This is a genomic window from Moorena sp. SIO3E8 (assembly GCF_010692445.1).
GTDB classification, from domain to species: domain Bacteria; phylum Cyanobacteriota; class Cyanobacteriia; order Cyanobacteriales; family Coleofasciculaceae; genus Moorena; species Moorena bouillonii.
Genome location: NZ_JAAHHM010000009.1, coordinates 46,192 through 68,237 on the forward strand (window position 1 = coordinate 46,192; position 22,046 = coordinate 68,237).

Here is a 22,046-nt window from a genome sequence, read left to right on the forward strand (position 1 = left end):
CTGAAACCATCATCAGGAGTGTAAATCACAGAATCATCAGTGGAGTCTTCAGCAGTGCCATTGTCATCCACTACTGCAGTACCATTGCTGGCATCATTGAGAATGGTTACAGTGCCGTTTCCGTCAACATCAGTGTCATTTTGTAAAACATCAATGGTTACTGCTGTATTTTCTTCAGTAGTAGCGGTGTCATTTACTGCAATCAGACTGTTCTCGTCAACAGCAGCAGTAACGTCAATGTCAACAGTAGCCGTTTTAGTAAGCAGACCATTGCTTAACTCATAGGTAAAACTATCAGCTCCACTGAAACCATTATCAGGAGTGTAAATCACAGAATCATCAGTGAAGTCTTCAGCAGTGCCATTGTCATCCACTACTGCAGTACCATTGCTGGGATCATTGAGAATGGTTACAGTGCCGTTTCCGTCAATATCAGTGTCATTTTGTAAAACATCAATGGTTACCGCTGTATTTTCTTCAGTAGTAGTGGTGTCATCTACTGCAATCAGACTGTTCTCGTCAACAGGAGTAACGTCAATGTCAACAGTAGCTGTTTGAGTAGTTAGACCATTGCTTAACTCATAGGTAAAACTGTCAGGTCCACTGAAACCATCCTCAGGAGTGTAAATCACAGAATCATCACTGAAGTCTCCAGCAGTGCCATTGTCATCCACTACTGCAGTACCATTATTGGCATCAGTGACAATGGTCAGAGTGCTGTTTCCGTCAAGATCAGTGTCATTTTCTAAAACATCAATATTTACCTCTGTATTTTGTTGAGTGGTAGCGGTGTCATCTACTGCAATCAGATTCTCATCGAGTGGAATGAATTCAATGAAGTCAATTCGGGCATATTCCTGGCGATCACGAGTACCGTTAATTGTGATTTCGTCTCCATTGTTGATGAATACGGTACTGCTAATTTGTTCATTGACAAAACTATCACCATCATTATCCAAAGTTAATGTTGGCAAGTCGGTATTGCCAATAGTGATATTTATGGGGCTTTGTCCATCAGACTCATCCAGGTAACCTAACCTAACTTCGTAGTTACCAGTAGGTAAATTAAAGGTTGTGGTAGCACTACCAGAGGAGGGATTAGGACCAAATTCATCGGGTATTCTGATTAGTGAACCACCCTCAGCCTCGTTATTATCCTCAATTTCAAAAATGTTTCGATTTTCAAAGTTTTCAGCTTGAATTTTAACCATAATTTTTATTTACTGAACAATAATTATAATTTATCGCTGTTGACTACTTATACGGGTTAACTGATAGAATTCAGGATAATCTGACCTAGAATGCTTTTCAGTCTTTACTAGGGATTCATCATCACAAGCTTGCCTATTCTATTCCCTGATTTTATCTTTGGCTAAGGATAATTTTGTCAGTCAATTAGCTTGTATAAATACTAGGTATAATTAAAAAATGTGTGAATAATAATGAAGTAATTTTGGCGTTATCAAAGGAATAATTATCGACAATTTTTGCTCTGGTAAAATTTAATAAAATAGTTATTTATAGCACTACGTATTAAGATGTTTGACATTGTCTTGATGCAGCGCGGTCATGGGGGTTTCCCCCATGACCGCGCTGCATCGCTCCTAAACTACGAAACTTAGTCATAGCTTACTTTTAGGTGCGACCCGTGGCGAATTTAATTCGCCGTTCGCGTAGCGTCTCCTACGGAGAAACGCGCCCCGCGTCTCCGTAGGAGAACGGAAAGCGCACCTTTGACTTCTGAGTTCTAACTTCTGACGCTAAGCGTAGCGCTATATTAGTCCTTAGCCCTTAGTCATTGCTTTTTATAGCAGTTCTCAATACAAAATTAAGAACTGCTTAAAAAAAATTTGTTAATTTTCTGCAAGCATGCGATAATGAAGGATTAGCGGTTTAGTTCTTCCTCAAGCATCTGTTGATAAACCTTTGGCAAGTGTTTACTCATGCTATTGGTTTCTATTCCATAACCTAGACTTGTCCAAGTACCAGACAACCGCCGCAACACTTTATCTAAATTTCCTTGCCGCAATTCTTTGGGAATATCCATCCCCCAGGCTCTACTATCCTTGAGCCAATCGTGAACCACAGCATCCTGGAAGTGTGCCTCAAAGCTATACTGCTTCCAAAACAAAAAGCCTGAGGGTCTGGGGTGATAGCGTTGTGCCTTTGCTTCCCAGGTAAAATCAAGGAACTGATACCGTCCCGCTGCTGTGCTACATTTTCCAACATTAGGACCAGCGACTATGGGAACACATATTTCAGGATGACGCCTTAAATCAGAAACGTGTTGACCCCCATAGATAATCGTGTAGGGTTGGGGGTCATTAGCTTCACTAGCGGTGATAGTACGCATTAGGGCGCGAATGTAAGGATCTCCCCCCCTCATCACTAAGGGAGGCGTGCCATGAATACTGGTAGGATAATCAGATAGCGTACGCTCAACCGGGTAGTAAGCCCATCTATTAAACACATGTCTGATATAAATTCCCAATAATAAGCTCACTATCGCTAAGGCTGAAATATTGTAAAATAATCCTTTGAGTGTAAATTTATAGGAAGTATTTGGAAATCCTCTTAATTTTCCGTACTTCTGTCGGGGTGATGAAGACACTCAGTTGACTAATCCTTACTAGTGTTAATACTGTGAACTTAATAGTGTTCACAAAATGCGATTAACCGAACGTCACGCTACGCTCCGGAAGCTTCGCTTCCGCGCTTGAGCGAACGCTCAACACTGACTCAACCCACGTCATAAAATAGCTGTTCCCAGCTTTGATCGGGAGCTTCTGCTGAGCTAACCACTTCTACTATTTTATTCCGAGCTTCCGGTTCCGACAGCGCCTCAACACAAACTTCTGCTACTTTGGTGCGAGGTATGCTACCTTCAAATAGAGTATCTGCCCCAGACATAACAATCGGGTCTGAGTTGTCTTCGTTTCTGAGACCACCTGGTCGCACAATGGTGTAGGTCAAGCCGCTTTTTTGGATATATTCCTCTGCTTGCTTCTTCCAGACCAGAATCAGCCAGAATAGATTTAAGGGATGGAAAAACTGGGACACACAGAGGGAGGAAACCAATACAAAGTGTTCTACCCCTTTTTGCTTAGCAGCATCTACTAAATTTTTAGTGCCTTCGTAATCCACCTTGTAGGGTGCGGTGGGGTCAAAGGTAGGGCGAGCACCAGTGGCGCACAGCACTACAGTACTATCTCCGATCGCAGCACTGATACTCTCAGGTTTGAGCACATCCCCCATCACTAATTCTGCAGCTGGTGGTAATATTTCTTGAGCGTACTCTAAATTTCGCACTAAAGCCCGTACAGGAATATCACGCATAACCAGTTCCTGTACAATCCGCTTTCCTGTTTCTCCCGTTGCTCCAGCTACACATGCTTTCATGGCAATTTCCGTACAATTCACCTAGTAGCTTAGCCAGTTTACCAGTTATTCTGAGTGAAAATTAAACTAGGCCATTCAATCGAGAATTATTGGATTTTGTCTTGATGCAGTCGCTCATGGGGGTAACCCCCAAGACCGCGCTGCATCGCTTCCGTAAACCCCAACCTCTCGGTTGTATAAGTTTCTGTATAAGTTTCCTTCGTCATGTGTTCTTCTAAGACTGTGTGGGTGGATCTAATTAGAACCCGCTATAGTCAGTGATCTAATAACTGATCTCATAACTGATCTCGCATCACCAGACACCCAGCTAGATCAGGCTCCAAAACTTTACACTTGTTTACATAGCTCAACTTGTTTGTGTCCGACTCCTGATTAACTCAGCCAGAGGAGTGGGATCAGCAAGAGCGACCCATGGACATTTCTCAACTAGGCTCTCAACTAGTTTCTGAACTAGTCACAAGGCAATCACATGAAGAGGATGATGTATGCGATCGCATTTTATTAACCATCAGTCAATTGAGGCAAAACAGGTCGATTTGAATACTCCTGCTATAAAGGCCAACACTGACCCTATTGTTCCATCAGGGTCTTACTCAGGTAGTGAGCCGACTCGGTTTCAGTGTCATTTTCAAGACTGTATGGAGATGTATGCTTCAGCTGAGCAAGTGAGTGCCTATCTAAATACTCACCAGGATTGGTTTTGTCGCTGCGCTCATCCTATGAAAGTAGAACTGCTCACAGACAATGGCTATATCTTGACCATTGGTAGCTTTGGGGCGTTTGGCTATAGGGTAGAGCCAAAAATCGGTTTGGAATGGGTACCTCTTGACGAAAATTCCTATCAGATTCGGACAATTCCCATATCCAATTACGTCAGTCCAGGCTATGAGCTTGATTTCCAGGCATCTCAGACCTTAGTAGAAGTACCAGCAAGGGAGTATTTTCAAGACCATCAGCTGGAATCGGAGTCCATACCATCAGCGATAACCCGCGTGGAGTGGCATCTTGACCTAAGTGTTGATATGTGGTTTCCCAAGGCAATTCAGAAACTACCTCAGTCGTTGATTCAACGCACAGGCAACGGAATTTTGCAGCAAGTTGTGCGTCAAGTTTCCCGGCGTTTAACCCACAAGGTACAGGAAGACTTCCACAGCAGTAATGGTCTACCTATACCGAAGCAATCACGACAGCAGTAAAATTTACAGTTAGTTTTATTATAAGGGGTCAGCTATCAGCTATCAGCTTATGGGCTACTTGAGGTGCTACGTGAACAGCTAAAGGTCTGTGGCCACGCTACACCGAACAGTTTATGCCCATAGCTTAGGCTACTAATTTTGCTTTTGAATAAAATAAGCTGACGGCTGACGGCTGATAGCTGAATGCTTACCAAGACCACACCCCTAGGTAAATTAAATCATCTACGGATTGCTAAGAAGCTTCTGGACAATTTGCATACCGGTGATGGCTTGCCAGCTGAATAGTCCCAAGAGTGCAACATTCAGGACGATGTGACTATAGCGAGCCCAAGTTTGACCTTTCTGCATTAATGGTGTTAGAGAGGCAGAGGTAGCAATAATTCCGGTCATGCCTAAACCAGCCAGCAAATGGGGTCCAAAAAACAACTTGCCATTGTTAATGTAGGTTACTGCCATACCTCCGATGGTACCGAGTACCATCATTGCTAGCAACGCTGAACCAACAAGATGGTGCTTAACATTATATTGACCCTTAACTAGCGCTTTCTTTTCCTCACCTTCCGCCGTTCTAGTCTTTTGGATTTTCAAGCCCAGATAAAGAGCATAGAAGGCTGCCGCTAGGAGCACCCACATCAGTAAGGGGTGGAAGAATTGAGACCAAAATTTAACAGACTCTGGCAGGTTCATATTGTTATGTCAATTTTCAGGAGCTTCATGAAAATTAACATAACATAGTTGCCGTTATTAAGTCTAATGTGCTAATAACTCAGTTAAACAAGATGGTAGTATAGCTCTGATGCTTGCCGTTGAATTTGGGGAAATTTGGGTATTTTTAACGATGTAGAAATGTTGCGATTGGATGGTAAGGCAAGCGATCGCCTCTTGCCACTGATGGCTAAATCAATTCCGGGGAAAGATACAGGAACAGAACTGTAAGCTTACCGAAGTTAGCTTACAGTTTGGCGTTCATATCCGTAAGTCTTGCTCCCCATCTCTCCCAACCGCCGCTAGTCATCCTAAGTTGCATTCATATCTAGTACCTGCTCACCTGCTCACTCCCTAAATAGTTCAAAGGATCATATCTTTGATTGATCGCAACTTGGTATCAATGTTTTACGACAGGACTAACGCACTAATAGACATAGCCTAATAGACATAGCGAGGCATCTCGCTCAAGGCATTCCAGGTGTGTTCACTAACTACACCATTGCCTAGCAAACCCTTGTCCAGTTGGAAGCGTTGCACTGCTTCGAGTGTCAGGGAAGCGAAGATGCCATCAATCTTAGCGCTATAGTAGTCACTAATCCAAAGTACTTCTTGGACTTTTCTGACAGCCTCACCAAAACTGCCAGGACGTAGAATTGGCATATTGACCGGAGTACCGCTCAGAAGAGCTTCCCAGGTCTTTTGGTCTACAATACCAGTTGCTCTGAGAAATACCTTTTGCTGGTAGCCTTGCACAGCATATTCAATCTCTGTGTCAAACACACCATCTAATGGACCAAAGTAATATCCCCGGTGAGCCAACATACTTTGTAATTCTACCACATAAAGACCAATGAACCCTAGATAAAGGGTGTGTTTTCTGAGCCAAGCAGTGACACAAGCACTGGTCTGGGAGGTTTCCAAACTAATCAAAGCTGTCATGCTAGATTTCCCTGATGAAATTTTTCCTGGCATTCTTCATAATCAAATATCTGAGGTTGAGCAGGGGTGATTTAAGTTTTAATAAGTTGTTAACCTTCTGCCAGTAAAGCGTGATTTGAATCACTGGGTAACTATGTAGAGTGTTAAGTGTTGACTAGTGATTGTTGACTTTAGGGATGCACAGCCAAGGCTTGCATGCAGTAGTTAACATAAAACGTTCCATGTAGTTACCCCACTTTACGTTTATTTATATCTACCCACATAGAGGTTTCAAAATTTCTAGTTAATACCAAGTAGCATTGATCGGTAGGACCCTCTATCGAGAGTTTACCCGTCTGATGGTATCTTGCCGTCTTTGAATGCAATCCCTCTGATGGCAATGTCATACTATAGTTCTTTATATAGTGCTTTGCAGCTCATTAAAATACACTGTAGCCTCTCGGAAGCTCCTACTGCAATCACCGGCTGTATTGTATTCCAATCAAGACTGCTATACATTTAACTCAGTGATGAAACTGTTTGTCCCAGGTCGCCTTTGTCTATTTGGGGAACATAGTGATTGGGCAGGAGGCTATCGCTGCCTAAATCCCCAGCTCGAAAGGGGCTACACCCTAATCACCGGAACCAATCAGGGACTTTATGCTTTGGTCTTATCTGATCGGACCGAGCTGATTATTCGTACTTCCCTGAGTGAGGGTAAACCGACCGTTTCTATTAGTTTACCAATGGAAAGGAGTGCTCTGCTCGCTGTTGCTAAAAAAGGCGGTTTTTTTAGTTATGCTGCTGGGGTTGCCTACCAGTGTCTCTGTCGCTATCCTGTCGGTGGAATTGAAATCGATAATTACCGCACTGACTTACCGATCAAGAAAGGGCTATCCTCAAGTGCCGCAATTTGCGTCCTAGTTGCCCGCGCCTTCAATCGCCTGTATGACTTAAACATGACCCTCCAAGAGGAAATGGAGTTAGCCTATCTAGGGGAAACCACCACCCCTTCCCAATGTGGTCGGATGGATTTCGCCTGTGCTTATGGAAATCGACCCATCATGATGATGTTTGATGGTGAACACACCGATATTAGTGAACTCAAGGTACCTCGGAATCTATTTTTTGTAATTGTAGACCTCGGGGCTAGCAAAAATACTCAGGAAATCCTCGGTAAACTGAATCAGTGCTATCCGTTTGCCACTAACGAAATACAACAGAATGTTCAGCACTATCTTGGTGCAATAAGTTCTAAAATTACTCAGGAGGCAGTTGAGGCTCTGGAAAAGGGTGATGCTGAACGGATTGGTAGCTTGATGAACCAGGCACAAGCTGAATTCGACCGCTATCTTATCCCTGCTTGCCCTGAGCAATTAACTGCTGGAGTGTTGCACCAAATGCTGAATTATGAACCAATTCAACCTTATATCCTAGGGGGAAAGGGAGTTGGCTCTCAAGGGGATGGCAGTGCACAATTTATTGTTAAAGACAAGGAAAGTCAACAAAAGTTAATTAAAATTCTTGAGCGTGATTTTCCCCACATGGAATCTTTGACGTTAACGATTTATGCAGACCAATAATGTTCGCAAAGCTGTAATTCCCGCAGCGGGTTTTGGAACCCGTTTGTTTCCAGCCACCAAAGTGGTAAAAAAAGAGTTATTTCCGATTATTGACCGGGATGGTAGGGCGAAACCAGTGATCATGGCGATTGTGGAAGAAGCGGTCAATGCTGGGATAGAAGAAGTGGGGATTGTGGTTCAAAAAAGCGATCGCAAACATTTTGAAGACTTGTTTAAGTCGCCCCCCAAACCCGAACTCTTCGAGAAACTCTCTCCAGAAAACCAAGCATACAGCCAATATTTACAGGATTTAGGCCAGAGAATTACGTTTCTGATTCAAGAGGAGCAAGAAGGCTATGGTCATGCTGTATTTTGTGCCAAAGAATGGGTAAATGATCAGCCTTTTCTATTGTTGCTGGGGGATCATGTTTACGCTTCTGACCATGAAAATTCCTGTGCTAGTCAAGTTCTAAACGTTTATAACCAGGTTGATCACAGCGTTGTTGCCTTGACCGTAATGCCAGGAGAGATTATTCATAAAGCCGGTTGTGTGACTGGGATTTGGGAAGAGTCAGAATCACAGTTGCGTGTGACAGAGCTTTATGAAAAGCCTAGTCTTGAGTATGCGCGAGCCCATCTCCATATGGAAGGAATGGCGGAGGATCAGTTTTTAGCGGTATTTGGTATGTATGTACTTAAGCCGAAAATTTTTGACTATCTTGAAGACCACATCAACCACAATATCCGTGAAAAAGGTGAATTTCAGCTCACATCCTGTCTTGATAAATTGCGACAAGAAGAGGGCATAACCGGTTATCTAGTTAAAGGCAAGTATTTTGATACCGGAATGCCCCAGTTTTATCGACAGACCATAATTGATTTTCCCAATTAAACTCAGGTGACTTGATCTGATTAATCTTGTTTTTCTAATCCTGTTTCTCGAAACTAAGGGAAGCAGAATTCATACAGTAGCGTAAGCCAGTTGGTTGTGGTCCATCGCTAAACACGTGACCTAGGTGAGCGTCACAGACAGCACACAACACTTCTGTCCTGCGCATAAATAGGCTGTTATCCGGTTCCTCCTTCACATTCTCTTCTTTGATAGGTGCGTAAAAACTAGGCCAACCTGTCCCAGAATCATATTTGGTATCGGAGTTAAATAGCTCTGTGCCGCAACAGATACATTTGTAGATACCCTTCTCCTTATTGTTCCAGTATTCTCCAGTGAAGGCTCTTTCCGTTCCCTTCTGTCTGGTGACTTTATACTGTTCCGGTGTTAGCTGCTCTTTCCACTGTGCTTCAGTCTTTTGGACTTTACTAACCATGGCTGAATCCTTGTAATAGTTTTTTGTTGATACGTGGGAGGTGAGAGATCACCAATAGGGTGATCTGGTCTTTTGTAAAGAAAAGACACGTTTTGATACTTAACTTAACATTTTCTGGCACACAGGAGATGGGAAGTTTGGGGCGTGTGGGAAGTTTGGGGCGTTTGGGAAGATGGCCAGGGTTTGATTAAGGGTAATTATTCGGGAATTATTCCGGTATGAGATGAGTGTGCGATTTGTTGGTTAGAAACCTTATCCTGAAAAGGATTTGGGGGATTAACCTCAGATAGAAATATCTGAAACTTGTTAGTTAAGTTGGTGAAAATCCAACCGCTGAGGAATCCAGTAGAAGCCCTAATACCATAAAGTTCCTGAGTCAGGCTGTGTCCTTAGCAGTCAGGCAGCGTTCTCACGAATTGTCTCTGATTCCGCTTTTGAAGTGAGTGGGGTGACTTTGTCAATCTCTACACCTGAATGCTTACGGATCGACATTCCGCACTTCAAACCTATTACAAGAGAGTTGTCAACGAAGGAAGTTGATTCTAGGCTTGATTATTGAGAGGGTGCGTAGGGTGCGTAGGGTGCGTGAGGGGCGGGCTTGCCATCATGTTCAACACCGAGGGCCAGTTTTGAGACAGCCTGCCCCGTAACGCACCACCCAAGGGCGAGTCTTCATTTTTTTGGTAGCCAGTGTTGGGACAGGGCGTCCGAAAATATTGATAACGGGCAAGATGCCCGTTCCACCAGCATGCCCGTTCCACCAGCATGCCCATTCCACCAACATGCCCGTTCCACCAACATGCCCGTTCCACCAACATGCCCATTCCACCAACATGCCGGTTCCACCCACCGGGTCAATCAGGCTTTAATGAGATGCATCCAAGTTGAAGTGCGGGAAGTGGGTTTAACCAAGGCAGTAGTTAAAATCTCGGATCGTGAAATAATCATGAGCGTTACTAGTAAATATGTACCTTGCCAAGAAAAGTCTTACTAGGCTATTAACTTCACTAATTTCTGCTTCTGTCATCCTGAGTGTAAATTTTTATTTGCCAACTAAGAGTGTGGCGGATTATTCAAATCCTAAATTATATTCAGAGGCAGATGTAGACCGCTATAATAAATCTCCAATACTACGTAATCTAAGAGAAGCGATGCAACTTTTTGAGCAAGGAAATCGACAGTATAAAAATGCTCAATATTCAGAGGCCGAAAAATCACTAAAAATGGCTTTGAATTTATTAGATGCTGGTTCATTACGAGGGTTTAAGAACCCTAAAACACGTCACAAAGGTTTCTCTGTTTCTACCATTACAGGTAAGAAACCATTGGATAATTTATATGCCAGAATAATGTATCTTTTCATTCAAGGGGATAGTCATAATCCTTCAGAAGCAGTTTTACAAGTACATCGTGATGTAAGTGACGATGTTCTAGAACAATTGAAACAACCAAATTTTATTTTAGAAAAATTGATACCAAATTTACAAAATCAAGATTATAGTTTAGATAATTCTTCACAAGACGACAATGATGTTAACCAAATATCAAACTTTAGAGTGGATACTGTGGAAGATGTTCACAGTTTAGAAGTAGAAACTCTACAACTACTGCAAAGAGTATTTGTCGCACAAGGGAAGGACGACAAGTTTGAAGAAGAAGCCTTCAAAGCTGCCCAATTAATTCGCAATCTTGAGCTACTTAGAATTGTCCCCTTTGCTGCCTATGCTCTAAGCGATGAGGTATACCAGGAAGGCAAACTATACGATAACACGTTATTACCAAAACCGACATTTCCCGATAATTTATCTTATAAGGATTTTAGGAGAATTGCTCAAAAACAAAAAGCGACAATAGTGTACTATTCAGTGGCTTCGCAAACAGAAGTTTTTGCATGGATTGCTCAGCCGACAGGTAAATTACATTTCCAACAAATAGATTTTACTCCTTATGATATTTCTTTGGATAAACTTGTTGAAAGTGGATATAGAGCAGCTTATTCTTATGTAGATCGAGGAAATGAAAGAAAAGAATCAAGTCAACCAGTTCGTGAAATCAGACTAAGAAATCCAGAGGAAAATCGAGATCAAAGAGTTGTACCTGAGTCTTACCATCAAGAAAAACTTAAACAACTACACCAACGTCTTATTGAGCCTATAGAAGACTTATTGCCTGCATCTCCTGAAGAGCATGTGGTTTTCATACCACAAAATTCTATGTTCTTAGTGCCTTTCCCTGCTCTCAAAGATGCCGATGGTCGCTACTTAATTGAAAAACATACTATTCGGACGGCTCCGAATCTACACAGTCTCCTTCATAAACGCCGCCCTTTGGATAGATTTCCTAGAGGTAGAGATATCCTGATTGTAGGAAACCCCGCTGATGGAAATGTACCTAACTTGCCAAAAGCTGGAATTGAAGCTAGAATTATCGCTGTGCGATCAGGATCTCATGCTCTGATAGGAAACGAAGCTAATGAAAAAACTGTTCTTTCTGGAATCAGTAATGCTAAGATTCTGCACTTTGCTACACATGGTGTCTTGGATGTACGACCCTCCGAACCAAGAGATGTGATGATGGTCATAGAAACAGGAAAAAACAGCATAGGTGTCCACAGGATAGAAGGAGTTCCAAATTCTAAAGAAATAAGTAATGGTGTATCCTATAGTTTCTGGTTTGATAGAGAAAAAGAGAAAACGTGGCATATAGTTAGAACTAAAGGTTCTTTACCTGGTGCCATTAAATTGTATGATTCTTACCTCACCTCTCAGGAAATTTTAAATCTAAAACTGAATGCCAGCTTAGCTGTTTTGAGTGCTTGCAATACTGCACAGGGTGAGTTTGGGCACAGTACAGTGCTAGGACTTCCCCTATCTCTTGGTCTAGCTGGAGTTCCTCGTGTAGCTGTTTCTCTTTGGTCAGTACCAGATCAAGCAACCCAAATCCTAATGTCTGAGTTTTATGCCGAAATGAGAATACAAGCTGCCCAGGGCAGAGTAATTGATGAACCTCAAGCTTTACGCAAGGCAATGCTCGCAGTTAAAAACAACAAGCAATATCAAGATCCAATCAATTGGGCAGGGTTTACCTTAATGGATGTATCACAGTAGCATGTGAAACCAAATAGTTACAAACCATCTAATCGACTCTGCTATCCATCACTGACTTTAAATCTTCCAGGTTGTTCTTAACCTTAACAGTGTTGGGGTGATTAGATCCTAACTTTGTTTCTAAAATCCTTACTGCATCACTATAAAGTGGCTTAGCTACTTCATATCGTTTCTGATTGTAGTTAAACTTGGCTAAGTTGTTCATGGTAATTGCCACATCAGGGTGCATCTCCCCTAACAGTTGCTTCCTCATTTCTAACACTTGCTGGTATAGAGATTCAGCTTTAGTTGTATTACCTAAATCCTCATATAAAGCTGCGAGATTAATGAGTCCAGTTGCCACATCAGGGTGCTTCTCTCCTAATATGTGTTTCTGAATTTCCAATGCTTTTGTCAACAATGGTTCTGCTGCCTTGTATTTCCCCTGCTCAGAGTAGACTAAAGCCAAACTATTTGAAGCCATAGCAACATCACGATGTTTATCGCCAAAAAGTTCCTTGTACAGATTTAGTGCTTGCAAATACATCTTTTCTGATTCTTCATACCGCTTTTGACGGTAGTAACAAGATCCCAGAGCATTAAAACTATCTGCAATACGAAGATGCTTTGTATCAAGTAAGCGTTGTCGCATTTCCAAGGTTTGTAAAAACAAGGATTCTGCTTCCTCGTAACGCCCATGATCCTGGTAGAGCCAAGCTAGATTGCTGAGACTTTCTGCTAGATCAGGATGTTCTTCTCCGAATAACTTGCGCCTCATCTCTAATGCTTGTTTATAGAGAAGTTCCGCTTCTTTATAACGCCCCTGATAATTGTAAAGTAAAGCTAGATTGTTTAGACTCTCTGCTGTATCAGGATGTTCTTGTCCCAATAGCTTGCGCCTAATCTCCAATGCTTGTTTATAGAGGGGTTCTGCTTTAGAGTATTGTCCTTGAGCTTGGTAAATAGATGCTAGGTTATTACTACTCGTAGCCAGATAAAAATGCTCAGCACCAAATCGTTCCTCAACCTGATATCGACATCCCTTGTACCATATCTCTGCCTGACTATAAAGTCCTTTTCCTTCGTAGAATCTTCCTAACCCTTGGAAAGGTGTAATAAAATCTGCCTCACTTAGATAGTCCCTTAATGCTATGGCAACCTCTTCAACATGAGGGATAATATCTTCTACTTCCAGCAAAAATTCTTGGTTAGGATACTCTGGAATTGTCTTGGCAACAGCTACCATTACAAAACATAAATTTTGTTTCAGCTCATTGACTTGCTTCGCCTTTTCTCCATTTTCAAACTGCTTCAATTTATTATGAAAAAACTCCCGAATCAGTTGATGTAGGCTGTAGGTTTCCTCCCCAGTTTGTTGCAGCAGACTATATTCTGTAAGGGCATAGTCTCGGATATCCTCTAAATCCTCTTCGTCTGAGTCAGGCAAGCACTGGTTAACTAATTGCCAAGCAAAGGGAGCCAGTGCAAATAGACTGAGCAAACAACCTAATTGCTGAGCCAGTGGATCAAGTTCTTGCCAACTGAGTTCAAAAGCTGCAGCTACTCCCCTTTGTTCCGTCATTTCCCCAGATGGCTTTTGTAGCGAACGATGCTCTAGTCCCAGTCGCTGCCGCATTTGAGCTATAGACAAATGTGGCTTGCGTTTTAAATATCGTCCTACTAACTCCAAGCCCAAGGGCAAAAATCCCAACTCCAAACACAGTTGTTTGGCTTGGTCAAGTTCTTGCTCAATACGCTCTTTTCCAACTAATGAAGTCAACAGTTCTGTAGCTGCTTCTTCAGAAAGAACATCCAAGGAAAGTGTTTCAAAGGATTCACCCAACCATTGCCTCCTGCTAGTAAACAGTACCTTGAACCGTGGCTCAGGTGGTGGAAGATAGGATTTGACTTGTAGATAGTCTCTAACATCATCCAAGATTAGTAGCACTTCACCCTCTTGCCAGTTTCGCCAACAGTAAGCTACCTGCTCCTCCAAATCCAATCCCGATGGTAACTGCATATTCAACTGCACCTTAGCAAAGCTGACAATGTCAAGACCTACTCCTGCTTCCTCCGTGCGTAACCAACAGATACCACCAGGGTAAGTACCGAGTTCTTTATGAACCAGGGCGTATTGCAGAGCCAATTCTGTTTTCCCAATACCACCCATGCCAGCGATCGCACAAATACCAACTCGTTCTGTCTGCTGCAATTGTTGGTGTAGGGTTTCAAGAACTTTGCCACGTCCAACAAATTTAATCACACCACTGCGGGGCAGGTTTGAGGGAATACTTGCAGGTAAAATACCAGCAGATGTTGGGGGAGTGGCAAATAGTTGACCCCCTTCTGGCCAGCGCAGGTAAAGTACCGGACGATACCACTGGTTGTTTTCCACTCCCATGGCCTCTCGTCCCTGACTGACAGCCACAGCCAGTGAATTTTTCTGTCCTAAAGAACGATAAAACTGTTCGGCAAAATTGCTAGCACTCTCAACACTGACAGAGTATTGCATCGCTACCACAGCAGGGACTCGGTGACCAACCAGGTTTTGTGCCGCACCATTGAACGCAGATTCCCCTGCTACTGCCATGCCTGATTGACAGGCGCTCAGCACACAAAGGGATATGCCTCTACTTTGGCTAATGCTATCGTTTAAGCTCGACTGCTGGAGTAATGTTCCTAACTCCGAACCGCTGATATAATCAGGTCTGCCATAGTCATCCTCGAAAACCAAATACCCTTGAGGCTCCGGTAATAGTGCCTTGCAAGCTCGGCATCGCTCACGTTTTATACCCTTGTGCATAGTACGGCACTTTTGGTTGGAGCAGCGCTTACCAAACAAACCATGTCCATCAAAATGGAGTACCTGGGGAGCTTTATCCCCTTGATGTTCGGTCAGATAAGCTCTTAGCTCTTTGAGGGTAGGATAAGATAGCTCACTCAGACGAATATGTCCGGCAACACTAGCTTTCTCCAGACCATCATGGATTGCTTGCTGTTCCTGTTTTGAAAGCGGCTTGAGTCCCAAGTCTGAGTCACAAGCTGCCGATGAAACCAGCAACACATTCACCTGCTCAACACGGGGTAAAGACGGAGGGGCGGTGTCGTGAGCAATGTATCGTGCTAACCCAACCTGATGATGGCATAAAAATTTTTGCCCGTTATGCAGTAATTCCCACGGATAATCCGCCAACCGAGAACGCTGTACCACATCAGCTTCAAACTTGAGCCGAATCAGCAGTTGTGTGTGTTTATCCTCAGCCAGACTGATAGATTTCTGGAGAGCTTTTTCTACTTTACTGTTTGAGGGAAAAAGTACCCGATAGAGCGCTCTGCCAATGTTGGCTTGATAGTCAGGATGGAAAGTATTGCGGTCAGAAGCCAAAATACCTGCTTTGACCAGCCACTCCTGTTCTCCCTCTTCACAAAAGTTTTCAGAACTAAAACTAGTACTCTCCAGAGCCTTGATTAAACTTATCCTCCAGTCTTTCGTACCCTCAATAAAGGGTAACTCTGACTCGCTTTCACCCTCACCGACAGGAGATTGGGTAACGATGGCTTTGAACCGAGTCCCATTGATGGGAGATAGATACAGCTCAAATAGTTCCATTTAATCTGTTAGTCTAGGTTTGCTCAGAACTGATCGCTTAAATTGTCCTCACTGCCTTTTAAAGTCCCTTCAATAGATTGCTCGACTAGTTCCCTTAAGCGATCTGGATAGCGCTTCCTGTAGATTTTCAGAAGTGTTTCCTTACTCACAAGAGGGGAAAGTTTAACCTTGACCTTCTGCACATCATCCCGGCTTCCTCCCCCGCCTAAGTCAAGAACATAAATTTTTACCCCGCCTTTGGCTTCCTTCTTAACAGTAACTTGTAGCTCCAGCTCTACGGAATCTACGCTCAAAAGCGGGATGTCTGCCTCTTGGTCAGGGGAAGTTATGAGTAGTTCCTGCTTGACCTGTTCAATCAGTTCCGTAAGTCCTATAGTGTTCTCTTCCGACACCTTTTCACTCCTCCAAAGATCGATAGGTTGCATCTGATATTTGTAAAGGTGCCCTTGACCTTGGCGAATTTAATTCGCCACAGGTCGCACCTAAATGTTGCTAGTGGTGGTTTAGGGACGGGCTAGCCCTGATTTTCAGCCTCTGAGCGCCTTGTTGGCACGGCTCGCCCGAAAATTGTAACGGGCAAGATTCCCGTTCCACCCACCGGATCAAACAGCAAAAGTGAGATGCACCCGATCGATAGAGCAAAAATCTCTAGCAAAATTTATCTATTTATAACTCATCTGGTAATCCAGGCGCTTGGTTCTAATCATTTTTAGCATGGATTATATAATGCGTGTCACTATGCCACAGTGTTCAATATCTTGTATAGCGCTACGCGCAAGGCAAGAGGCAAGAGGCAAAAGTTGACTACATACAACAGCTTTTGAGCTTGTATCAATGTCCTAAATTTAATGCGTAGTACTATACAATCCTAAAAGATGCAAAACCAGTCATAGTTTAAAACTATCCGAACTATTCTATCTTTCTACTCCCGACTCCCGACTCCCGACTCCCTTTTCCCTCAGCAATAGATAGTATAAAAAAAATACCATGGCCGTTGGCCACCCTACACGAACAGAGGAAAACTATGGCAACAGGGATGCTCGTTAACGGACAATGGACTAACGAAGCCTATCAGCAAGACCCCCAAGGACGATTCATGCGTAATCCTACGAAGTTCCGTAATTGGATTCGTGCTGATGGCTCCACAGACTATAAACCAGCCTCTGGACGCTACCATCTCTACATTTCCTATGCTTGTCCCTGGGCGCACCGCACTCTGATTATGCGAACCTTAAAGGGATTGGAGGAAGCAATTACCCTTTCCATTGTTGACCCATTGATGGATAAAGATGGATGGGAATTTTCCAATGGGCCTGGTTGTATCCCTGATACAGTCAATGGTGCTCGCTATCTGCGGGAAGTTTATATCAAAGCTGACCCTAACTGTACCGGACGGGTGACGGTTCCAGTACTTTGGGATAAGGAAACTGGCACAATTGTTAATAATGAATCCCGTGAGATTATTCGGATGTTTGACCTAGAGTTCGACGGGATTGCTCAGTCGGATATCAGCTTTTATCCGGAGAATTTACGGGAAGAGATTGATAAAACCATTGATGCCATTTACCAACCTATTAATAATGGTGTGTATCGAGCCGGATTCGCTACTACTCAGGAAGCTTATGAAGAAGGAGTAACTGAACTATTTGATGCCCTTAACTATTGGGAAGGGGTGTTAGGTAAACAACGTTATCTCTGTGGCGATCGCATTACAGAAGCCGATTGGTGTATGTTTACCACTCTGCTACGCTTTGACTCAGTTTACTATTTCCATTTCAAATGTAATTGGCAACGAATTCTCGATTATCCCAATTTGTGGAATTATCTCAAAGACCTTTATCATCAGCCAGGGGTAGAAGAAACTTGTAATATTGACCATATTAAGGATCATTATTATAGGAGTCATCCCTTTATTAATCCCTCTGGGATTGTACCAAAAGGACCACAAATTAGTTTTAGTGATTAAGGCTATCAGCTATTAGTTATCAGCGATCAGCTATCAGCTATCAGCCATCAGCTATCAGCTTTTGAATAACAGGACTTAGGCAAGTGCCCCCTAAATCCCCCAATTCTGGGGGACTTTGACATCATTACCCCCCAAAATTGGGGGGCTAGGGGGGCAAAACCCACTAAATTTCGTAAGTCCGAAATAAAATAAGCTGACGGCTAACCACTGACCACTGACCGCTGATAGCTTACCTGTCAAGTTATTCTTGATTCAATGGAGACTTAGATTTTATTTTAAATACGGAATCTGAGAACTCACCAATGGAATCAGGGACAGATACAATTTCCGGTTCGGTGCGTTTTCCAAACATCAAGGTTGCCTTACTAGTAGACGGAGAGAAAAGAATCTGTGTGATTTTGCTATAATCCCACCGTTTCTGATCATAGAGAGCAAGCACTTTCGTAAGATTCTCTAAGGTCATCTCTTCCTTATTCTCGAACATAAACTCAATAGGACGATTAAAGACTTTGTCCAAAAACGTGCCGTAAAACTCATCAATATATAGGTTGCGAGTTTGTGTCATCATCAGTACCTTACGCAATTCCTGACTTAACTCATAGGCTCCGTCTTTGGTGCAAATCACCTGCTCATTGATAGCAACGGATTTCTGAGACCCATTTTTGCGACAAGGATTATTGTTAGAAGACTTTGCCACTCGTCCAGAGTTGAGGTCGTCCCCAAGTTGATCAAACTCATCAACCACTCTGCGTGTGCCTTGGATTATACGCCTGCCTTCACGAATGGTATTCGTTACCTCTCGAACATCTCGACGGATTTCGCGGAGCTCATCGAATAATCCAGCAATCTCGAAGGTGCTAACATTGCTATTGTCATGCTTCCGAGGTACTATTCCGGCTGTTGCGGGAAGCATTTGCCACATCACGGACGCTGACAACAGGTAAGCTGAACCTTGGAAAATGAATTTGTGAACCATGACTATCGAATCCTGACTTAAAGTGGTCCACTATCTTTTTCTTTTGGCAAAATGAAAATCCGGAAACTTATCCAGCAATTTTTCCGGATCTGCTTTACTTACCCTTGTAAGATCTCCCCATCTCCCCACCCTCCCCACACTTCCCACACTTCCCACACTTTTAACCCTACTCCCTACTCCCTACTCCCTACTCCCTACTCCCTACTCCCTACTCCCTACTCCCTACTCCCTACTCCCTATTCCCTATCTCCTCGATTTCCCGTCGATAGCGGGGACGTGCTGGAATTCCCCAGCATACTTGCTGCTCTGGGATATTACTAAACACAGTGCTACGAGCACCAATAACGGCATTGGCTCCAATTTGAACACCGGGCGCAATGAAGCAATCGGCGGCAATCCAAACTCCGTTACCAACACTAATCTCAGATGTGATTAAACCAAAGGCTGGGTCTTTCATATCGTGGCTACCAGTACAGAGGTAACATTTTTGAGAAATAACGCAATGACTACCAATGCGAATCCTATCCAAGCTGTAGAAAACCACATCATCCCCAATCCAACTGTAGTCACCAACTTCTACTTTCCACGGGTAAGTAAAACGAGCCGTGGGTCGAATGATGACATTAGTACCAATCTTGGCTCCAAATAGTTGTAGCAGCCATCGGCGGAAGCCATTGAAGTTATGAGGACTTAAGGGAAATGCGATCGCTTGCACCAACCACCAGAGTAAGATTAACCAGCCCGGACGTCCTCGGTCAAACCAAGATTGGTCGTACTGCCGTAAATCAACTAAGGGTGCTAAATCTAAAGCTGGTAGTTTACTTAAGTCATTAGTCATAATCTAGACTCAGGTATTTGGAGAGACAACTGATGGCTTTGGCGTTACTGGTGTCTGTGCTGGTTCAGTTTTTTCTACATTCAGCTTACCGCTAAACTTTTGTAACTCATAGAGTTTGACCCCAATTTGATACTCATACTGACTCAACAGGCGTCCATAAATGTACCCAGCTTTTCCATCTAAAAAGCCCAGCTGGATAAAGTAAAACAAAATAAATCGCAGTAATGGTTTAAACGGTAGTCGAACCCAGATTTTTTTCAGAAACCGCTTACGCTGCACTGCGTCTCCAAATAGATTTCCCCCGATGGTGCCAGAGTCATCTTTACCTGTTAGTAGATTCAGATAGACACGAGCTTCCCAATTGGAGTAGCGATTGTGCCGTTCTAGCCAATGGTAAATGTCCTTAAAGTCAATGTGCAGCATATCATTTTCAAGATAGCCAGCTTTGCCTTCTAGGACAACGTGTTCATGGACTTCGTTGTCTCCAGTATTGGGAATTCCTTCCGTTTTTAGGTTTTCGTAGCGACCTTTTTCGTGCTTAAACAACCGTAGATTCCAGTCTGGATATTTGCCACCAAAGCGAATCCATTTCCCGAGGAAGAATACTCTACGATTGATATAGTAGCCGTTATAATCAGGATTTTCGATTGCCACAGCAATTTCATCCCAAAGTTCTGGAGTAATGCGCTCGTCACAATCAACAATTAATACCCATTGATTGCGGAATTCAAGATTTTCTAAGCTCCAATTTTTCTTTTTGGGCCAAAACCCATCAAAATAGAATTGAACTATGTTTGCACCGTATTCTTCCACAATTTCAATGGAGCGATCGCTACTTTGGGAATCGACAACAAAGACTTCATCCGCTCTATTAACACTCTCAAGACAAGCTGGTAAATTAGCCTCTTCATTTTTGGCTGGAATTAGAACTGATACCGGAAGTTTAGTGTTAGGGGATTTCATAATTAAACACCTGCAATTGTGGAAGTTTTATGAAAAGTCTATTGGCCTAGAATAACTAACAGCAAACCTTAACTAAAATTAAGGCTTATCAGTCAACAGTTAACAGTCAACAATCAACCAAAATTATCTGTGCTATAGCAAAGGGAACAGGGAACAGGGAACAGGGAACAGGGAGCAGGGAGCAGGGAGTAGGGAACAGGGAACAAACATTCTCTCAATTCCTACACGGATTGCTATATAATATAAGATTACCTCTTATCCAGTCTCATTAATTACTGGACTGGTTGTGGGATACAGAGGAGTTGCTCCTTTGTAGCATTCCTTTAATTACTGCACTCAGATAACCGATTTGACCATAGGCATAAACCAAATTATCAAAGCGCAGAGCTGGATTGCGGAAGTGCTTCAAGGATTTGTAGATTCCTCGCATCATTCGTTCACCTCCCCGTAAAAATTGGGCAGTACCAGCACGACCAACCAATTGTTCACGGTAACACTCGCTAATACCTTGCCACCAACCACGATTCAAAAACCAACGTTTATTGATTCGTTCTGGGGCAACATTGTGAGCTACTAGAGCATCAGGCAGATAAGCAACCTGCCAACCATCCTGGAGAGCTAATTCTGTCATATGTAACTCTTCATTAGATAACAGATTTTTACCCACACGACCTAAATTGACATCAAAACCACCGATTTTATTGAGGAAAGTCCGCCTGATCGAGTAATTTAAACCTCTGGGAGTCAAACCAGCATTTTGGATCTTCATTAGGGAATCACCTAGGTCATAAGCTCCCAAATTTCCGGCTAGGTCTGGTGATAACCAGGAGGGAGAGGTAATGCCATCTGGCCACAATAGGGTTACTTTACCACCAGCAATTGCTAGTTTTTCGTTACTTTGATAAGCTTCATAAATTGTCTTAAGCCAACGGGGACTGGCAACGGCATCATCATCCAGATAAGCTAAAATAGCAGCAGAGGCAGTGGCAGCCCCGGTGTTACGAGCTACGGATAAACCAAGTACGGGTTCATAAACATAGTTTAGTCGAGAGTTGTCCAAGCGTTGGTCAACTATGTTACGGGTGCGATCGCTTGAGGCATTATCGACCACAATTACTTCATAATCGGCAAAATCCTGCTGTAGCAAGCTATCAATGGCTGCACCCAAATATTCTTCACGATTGTGGGTGCAGATGATGGCAGAAATTAGAGGCTCTGACATAGGGAACCTGATCAAGGAAGCTTCATTCTTAGTATTCCCTACTCAACCAGGATTGTTCAACCTTCTTTGGTCAGCGGTCAGTGGTCAGTGGTCAGTGGTCAGCTTATTTTATTCAAAAGCTCGCACCTCAAGTAGCCTGCCCTACGGCCAATGGCTATGCCCCTAGCGTGCGCTACTTGAGATGCTACTTGAGGTGCTATCAGCTATCAGTTATGAGCTATTAGCTATCAGCTATCAGCATTAAGCTTATGCCCTAGGCGCACGCTGCATTAGGTTG

The 22,046-nt window shown here is 43.2% G+C and carries 20 protein-coding genes; 7 read left to right on the forward strand and 13 right to left on the reverse strand.

Features of this window, described 5'->3' with window-relative positions:
• The 3 genes from F6K46_RS06105 to F6K46_RS06115 all read right to left on the reverse strand — a co-directional run.
• Positions 1–1,211: Ig-like domain-containing protein (locus F6K46_RS06105; protein WP_293054429.1), on the reverse strand; the 1,211-nt coding region annotated here is incomplete at its 3' end.
• A 674-nt stretch (positions 1,212–1,885) separates the two neighbouring features.
• A complete protein-coding gene (locus F6K46_RS06110; RefSeq protein ID WP_293054426.1) occupies positions 1,886–2,611 on the reverse strand; it encodes a glycoside hydrolase family protein in 726 nt (241 codons plus the stop codon).
• A gap of 128 nt (positions 2,612–2,739) precedes the next feature.
• The gene (locus F6K46_RS06115; RefSeq protein WP_293054423.1) at positions 2,740–3,399 is read right to left on the reverse strand and encodes an NAD(P)H-binding protein; all 660 of its coding nucleotides are present in this window, start codon (positions 3,397–3,399) and stop codon (positions 2,740–2,742) included.
• A 485-nt stretch (positions 3,400–3,884) separates the two neighbouring features.
• On the opposite strand from F6K46_RS06115, the gene F6K46_RS06120 reads away from it, so the two are divergent.
• Entirely contained in the window at positions 3,885–4,595 is a 711-nt protein-coding gene (locus tag F6K46_RS06120) for a DUF1997 domain-containing protein (RefSeq protein ID WP_293054420.1), read from the forward strand.
• A 222-nt stretch (positions 4,596–4,817) separates the two neighbouring features.
• Here the strand turns inward: F6K46_RS06120 and F6K46_RS06125 are convergent, their stop codons facing one another.
• Positions 4,818–5,282 carry a DUF4079 domain-containing protein gene (locus tag F6K46_RS06125; protein ID WP_293054417.1) on the reverse strand — a complete coding sequence of 155 codons (465 nt, stop codon included), beginning with the start codon at positions 5,280–5,282 and terminating at the stop codon, positions 4,818–4,820.
• 459 nt (positions 5,283–5,741) lie between these two features.
• A complete protein-coding gene (locus F6K46_RS06130; RefSeq protein WP_075901967.1) occupies positions 5,742–6,242 on the reverse strand; it encodes a peptidoglycan-binding protein in 501 nt (166 codons plus the stop codon).
• A gap of 509 nt (positions 6,243–6,751) precedes the next feature.
• On the opposite strand from F6K46_RS06130, the gene F6K46_RS06135 reads away from it, so the two are divergent.
• Positions 6,752–7,804, forward strand: a complete 1,053-nt coding sequence (locus F6K46_RS06135) for a GHMP kinase (protein ID WP_293054411.1) — start codon at positions 6,752–6,754, stop codon at positions 7,802–7,804.
• Positions 7,791–8,675, forward strand: coding sequence for a UTP--glucose-1-phosphate uridylyltransferase (locus F6K46_RS06140; RefSeq protein WP_293054408.1), 885 nt, complete (start codon positions 7,791–7,793; stop codon positions 8,673–8,675). The genes F6K46_RS06135 and F6K46_RS06140 overlap by 14 nt, the downstream gene beginning before the upstream one ends.
• A 34-nt stretch (positions 8,676–8,709) precedes the next feature.
• On the opposite strand, the gene msrB is transcribed toward F6K46_RS06140, so the two are convergent.
• Complete coding sequence (gene msrB, locus F6K46_RS06145; RefSeq protein ID WP_075901973.1) at positions 8,710–9,108, reverse strand: peptide-methionine (R)-S-oxide reductase MsrB; 399 nt, start codon at positions 9,106–9,108, stop codon at positions 8,710–8,712.
• A 610-nt stretch (positions 9,109–9,718) separates the two neighbouring features.
• Positions 9,719–9,937: a hypothetical protein gene (locus F6K46_RS06150; RefSeq protein ID WP_293116837.1), complete on the reverse strand. Its 219-nt coding sequence runs from the start codon at positions 9,935–9,937 to the stop codon at positions 9,719–9,721.
• A gap of 136 nt (positions 9,938–10,073) precedes the next feature.
• Here F6K46_RS06150 and F6K46_RS06155 point away from each other — a divergent pair, with 136 nt between their 5' ends.
• Positions 10,074–12,215: a CHAT domain-containing protein gene (locus F6K46_RS06155; RefSeq protein ID WP_293066860.1), complete on the forward strand. Its 2,142-nt coding sequence runs from the start codon at positions 10,074–10,076 to the stop codon at positions 12,213–12,215.
• Positions 12,216–12,243: 28 nt separating this feature from the next.
• Here the strand turns inward: F6K46_RS06155 and F6K46_RS06160 are convergent, their stop codons facing one another.
• Entirely contained in the window at positions 12,244–15,804 is a 3,561-nt protein-coding gene (locus F6K46_RS06160) for a tetratricopeptide repeat protein (RefSeq protein ID WP_293066857.1), read from the reverse strand.
• Positions 15,805–15,827: 23 nt separating this feature from the next.
• Complete coding sequence (locus F6K46_RS06165) at positions 15,828–16,196, reverse strand: trypco2 family protein (RefSeq protein WP_293066854.1); 369 nt, start codon at positions 16,194–16,196, stop codon at positions 15,828–15,830.
• A gap of 632 nt (positions 16,197–16,828) precedes the next feature.
• Between F6K46_RS06165 and F6K46_RS06170 the strand changes: the two genes are divergently transcribed.
• Positions 16,829–17,770, forward strand: coding sequence for a glutathione S-transferase family protein (locus F6K46_RS06170; RefSeq protein WP_293066851.1), 942 nt, complete (start codon positions 16,829–16,831; stop codon positions 17,768–17,770).
• Positions 17,771–18,011: 241 nt separating this feature from the next.
• Here the strand turns inward: F6K46_RS06170 and F6K46_RS06175 are convergent, their stop codons facing one another.
• A complete protein-coding gene (locus F6K46_RS06175) occupies positions 18,012–18,746 on the reverse strand; it encodes a hypothetical protein (RefSeq protein ID WP_293066848.1) in 735 nt (244 codons plus the stop codon).
• Positions 18,747–18,797: 51 nt separating this feature from the next.
• Between F6K46_RS06175 and F6K46_RS06180 the strand changes: the two genes are divergently transcribed.
• Positions 18,798–19,067 carry a hypothetical protein gene (locus F6K46_RS06180; protein WP_293066845.1) on the forward strand — a complete coding sequence of 90 codons (270 nt, stop codon included), beginning with the start codon at positions 18,798–18,800 and terminating at the stop codon, positions 19,065–19,067.
• On the opposite strand, the gene hpsU is transcribed toward F6K46_RS06180, so the two are convergent.
• From hpsU to F6K46_RS06195, 3 genes are all read right to left on the reverse strand, one after another.
• Entirely contained in the window at positions 18,976–19,584 is a 609-nt protein-coding gene (gene hpsU, locus F6K46_RS06185; protein WP_293066842.1) for a hormogonium polysaccharide biosynthesis acetyltransferase HpsU, read from the reverse strand. The genes F6K46_RS06180 and hpsU overlap by 92 nt on opposite strands.
• A gap of 9 nt (positions 19,585–19,593) precedes the next feature.
• The gene (locus F6K46_RS06190) at positions 19,594–20,547 is read right to left on the reverse strand and encodes a glycosyltransferase family 2 protein (RefSeq protein WP_293066839.1); all 954 of its coding nucleotides are present in this window, start codon (positions 20,545–20,547) and stop codon (positions 19,594–19,596) included.
• A gap of 268 nt (positions 20,548–20,815) precedes the next feature.
• Positions 20,816–21,769, reverse strand: a complete 954-nt coding sequence (locus tag F6K46_RS06195; protein ID WP_293054400.1) for a glycosyltransferase family 2 protein — start codon at positions 21,767–21,769, stop codon at positions 20,816–20,818.
• Between F6K46_RS06195 and F6K46_RS06200 the strand changes: the two genes are divergently transcribed.
• The gene (locus F6K46_RS06200; protein WP_293054508.1) at positions 21,702–21,935 is read left to right on the forward strand and encodes a hypothetical protein; all 234 of its coding nucleotides are present in this window, start codon (positions 21,702–21,704) and stop codon (positions 21,933–21,935) included. The two genes, F6K46_RS06195 and F6K46_RS06200, sit on opposite strands and share 68 nt — an antisense overlap.
• Positions 21,936–22,046 lie beyond the last annotated feature (111 nt).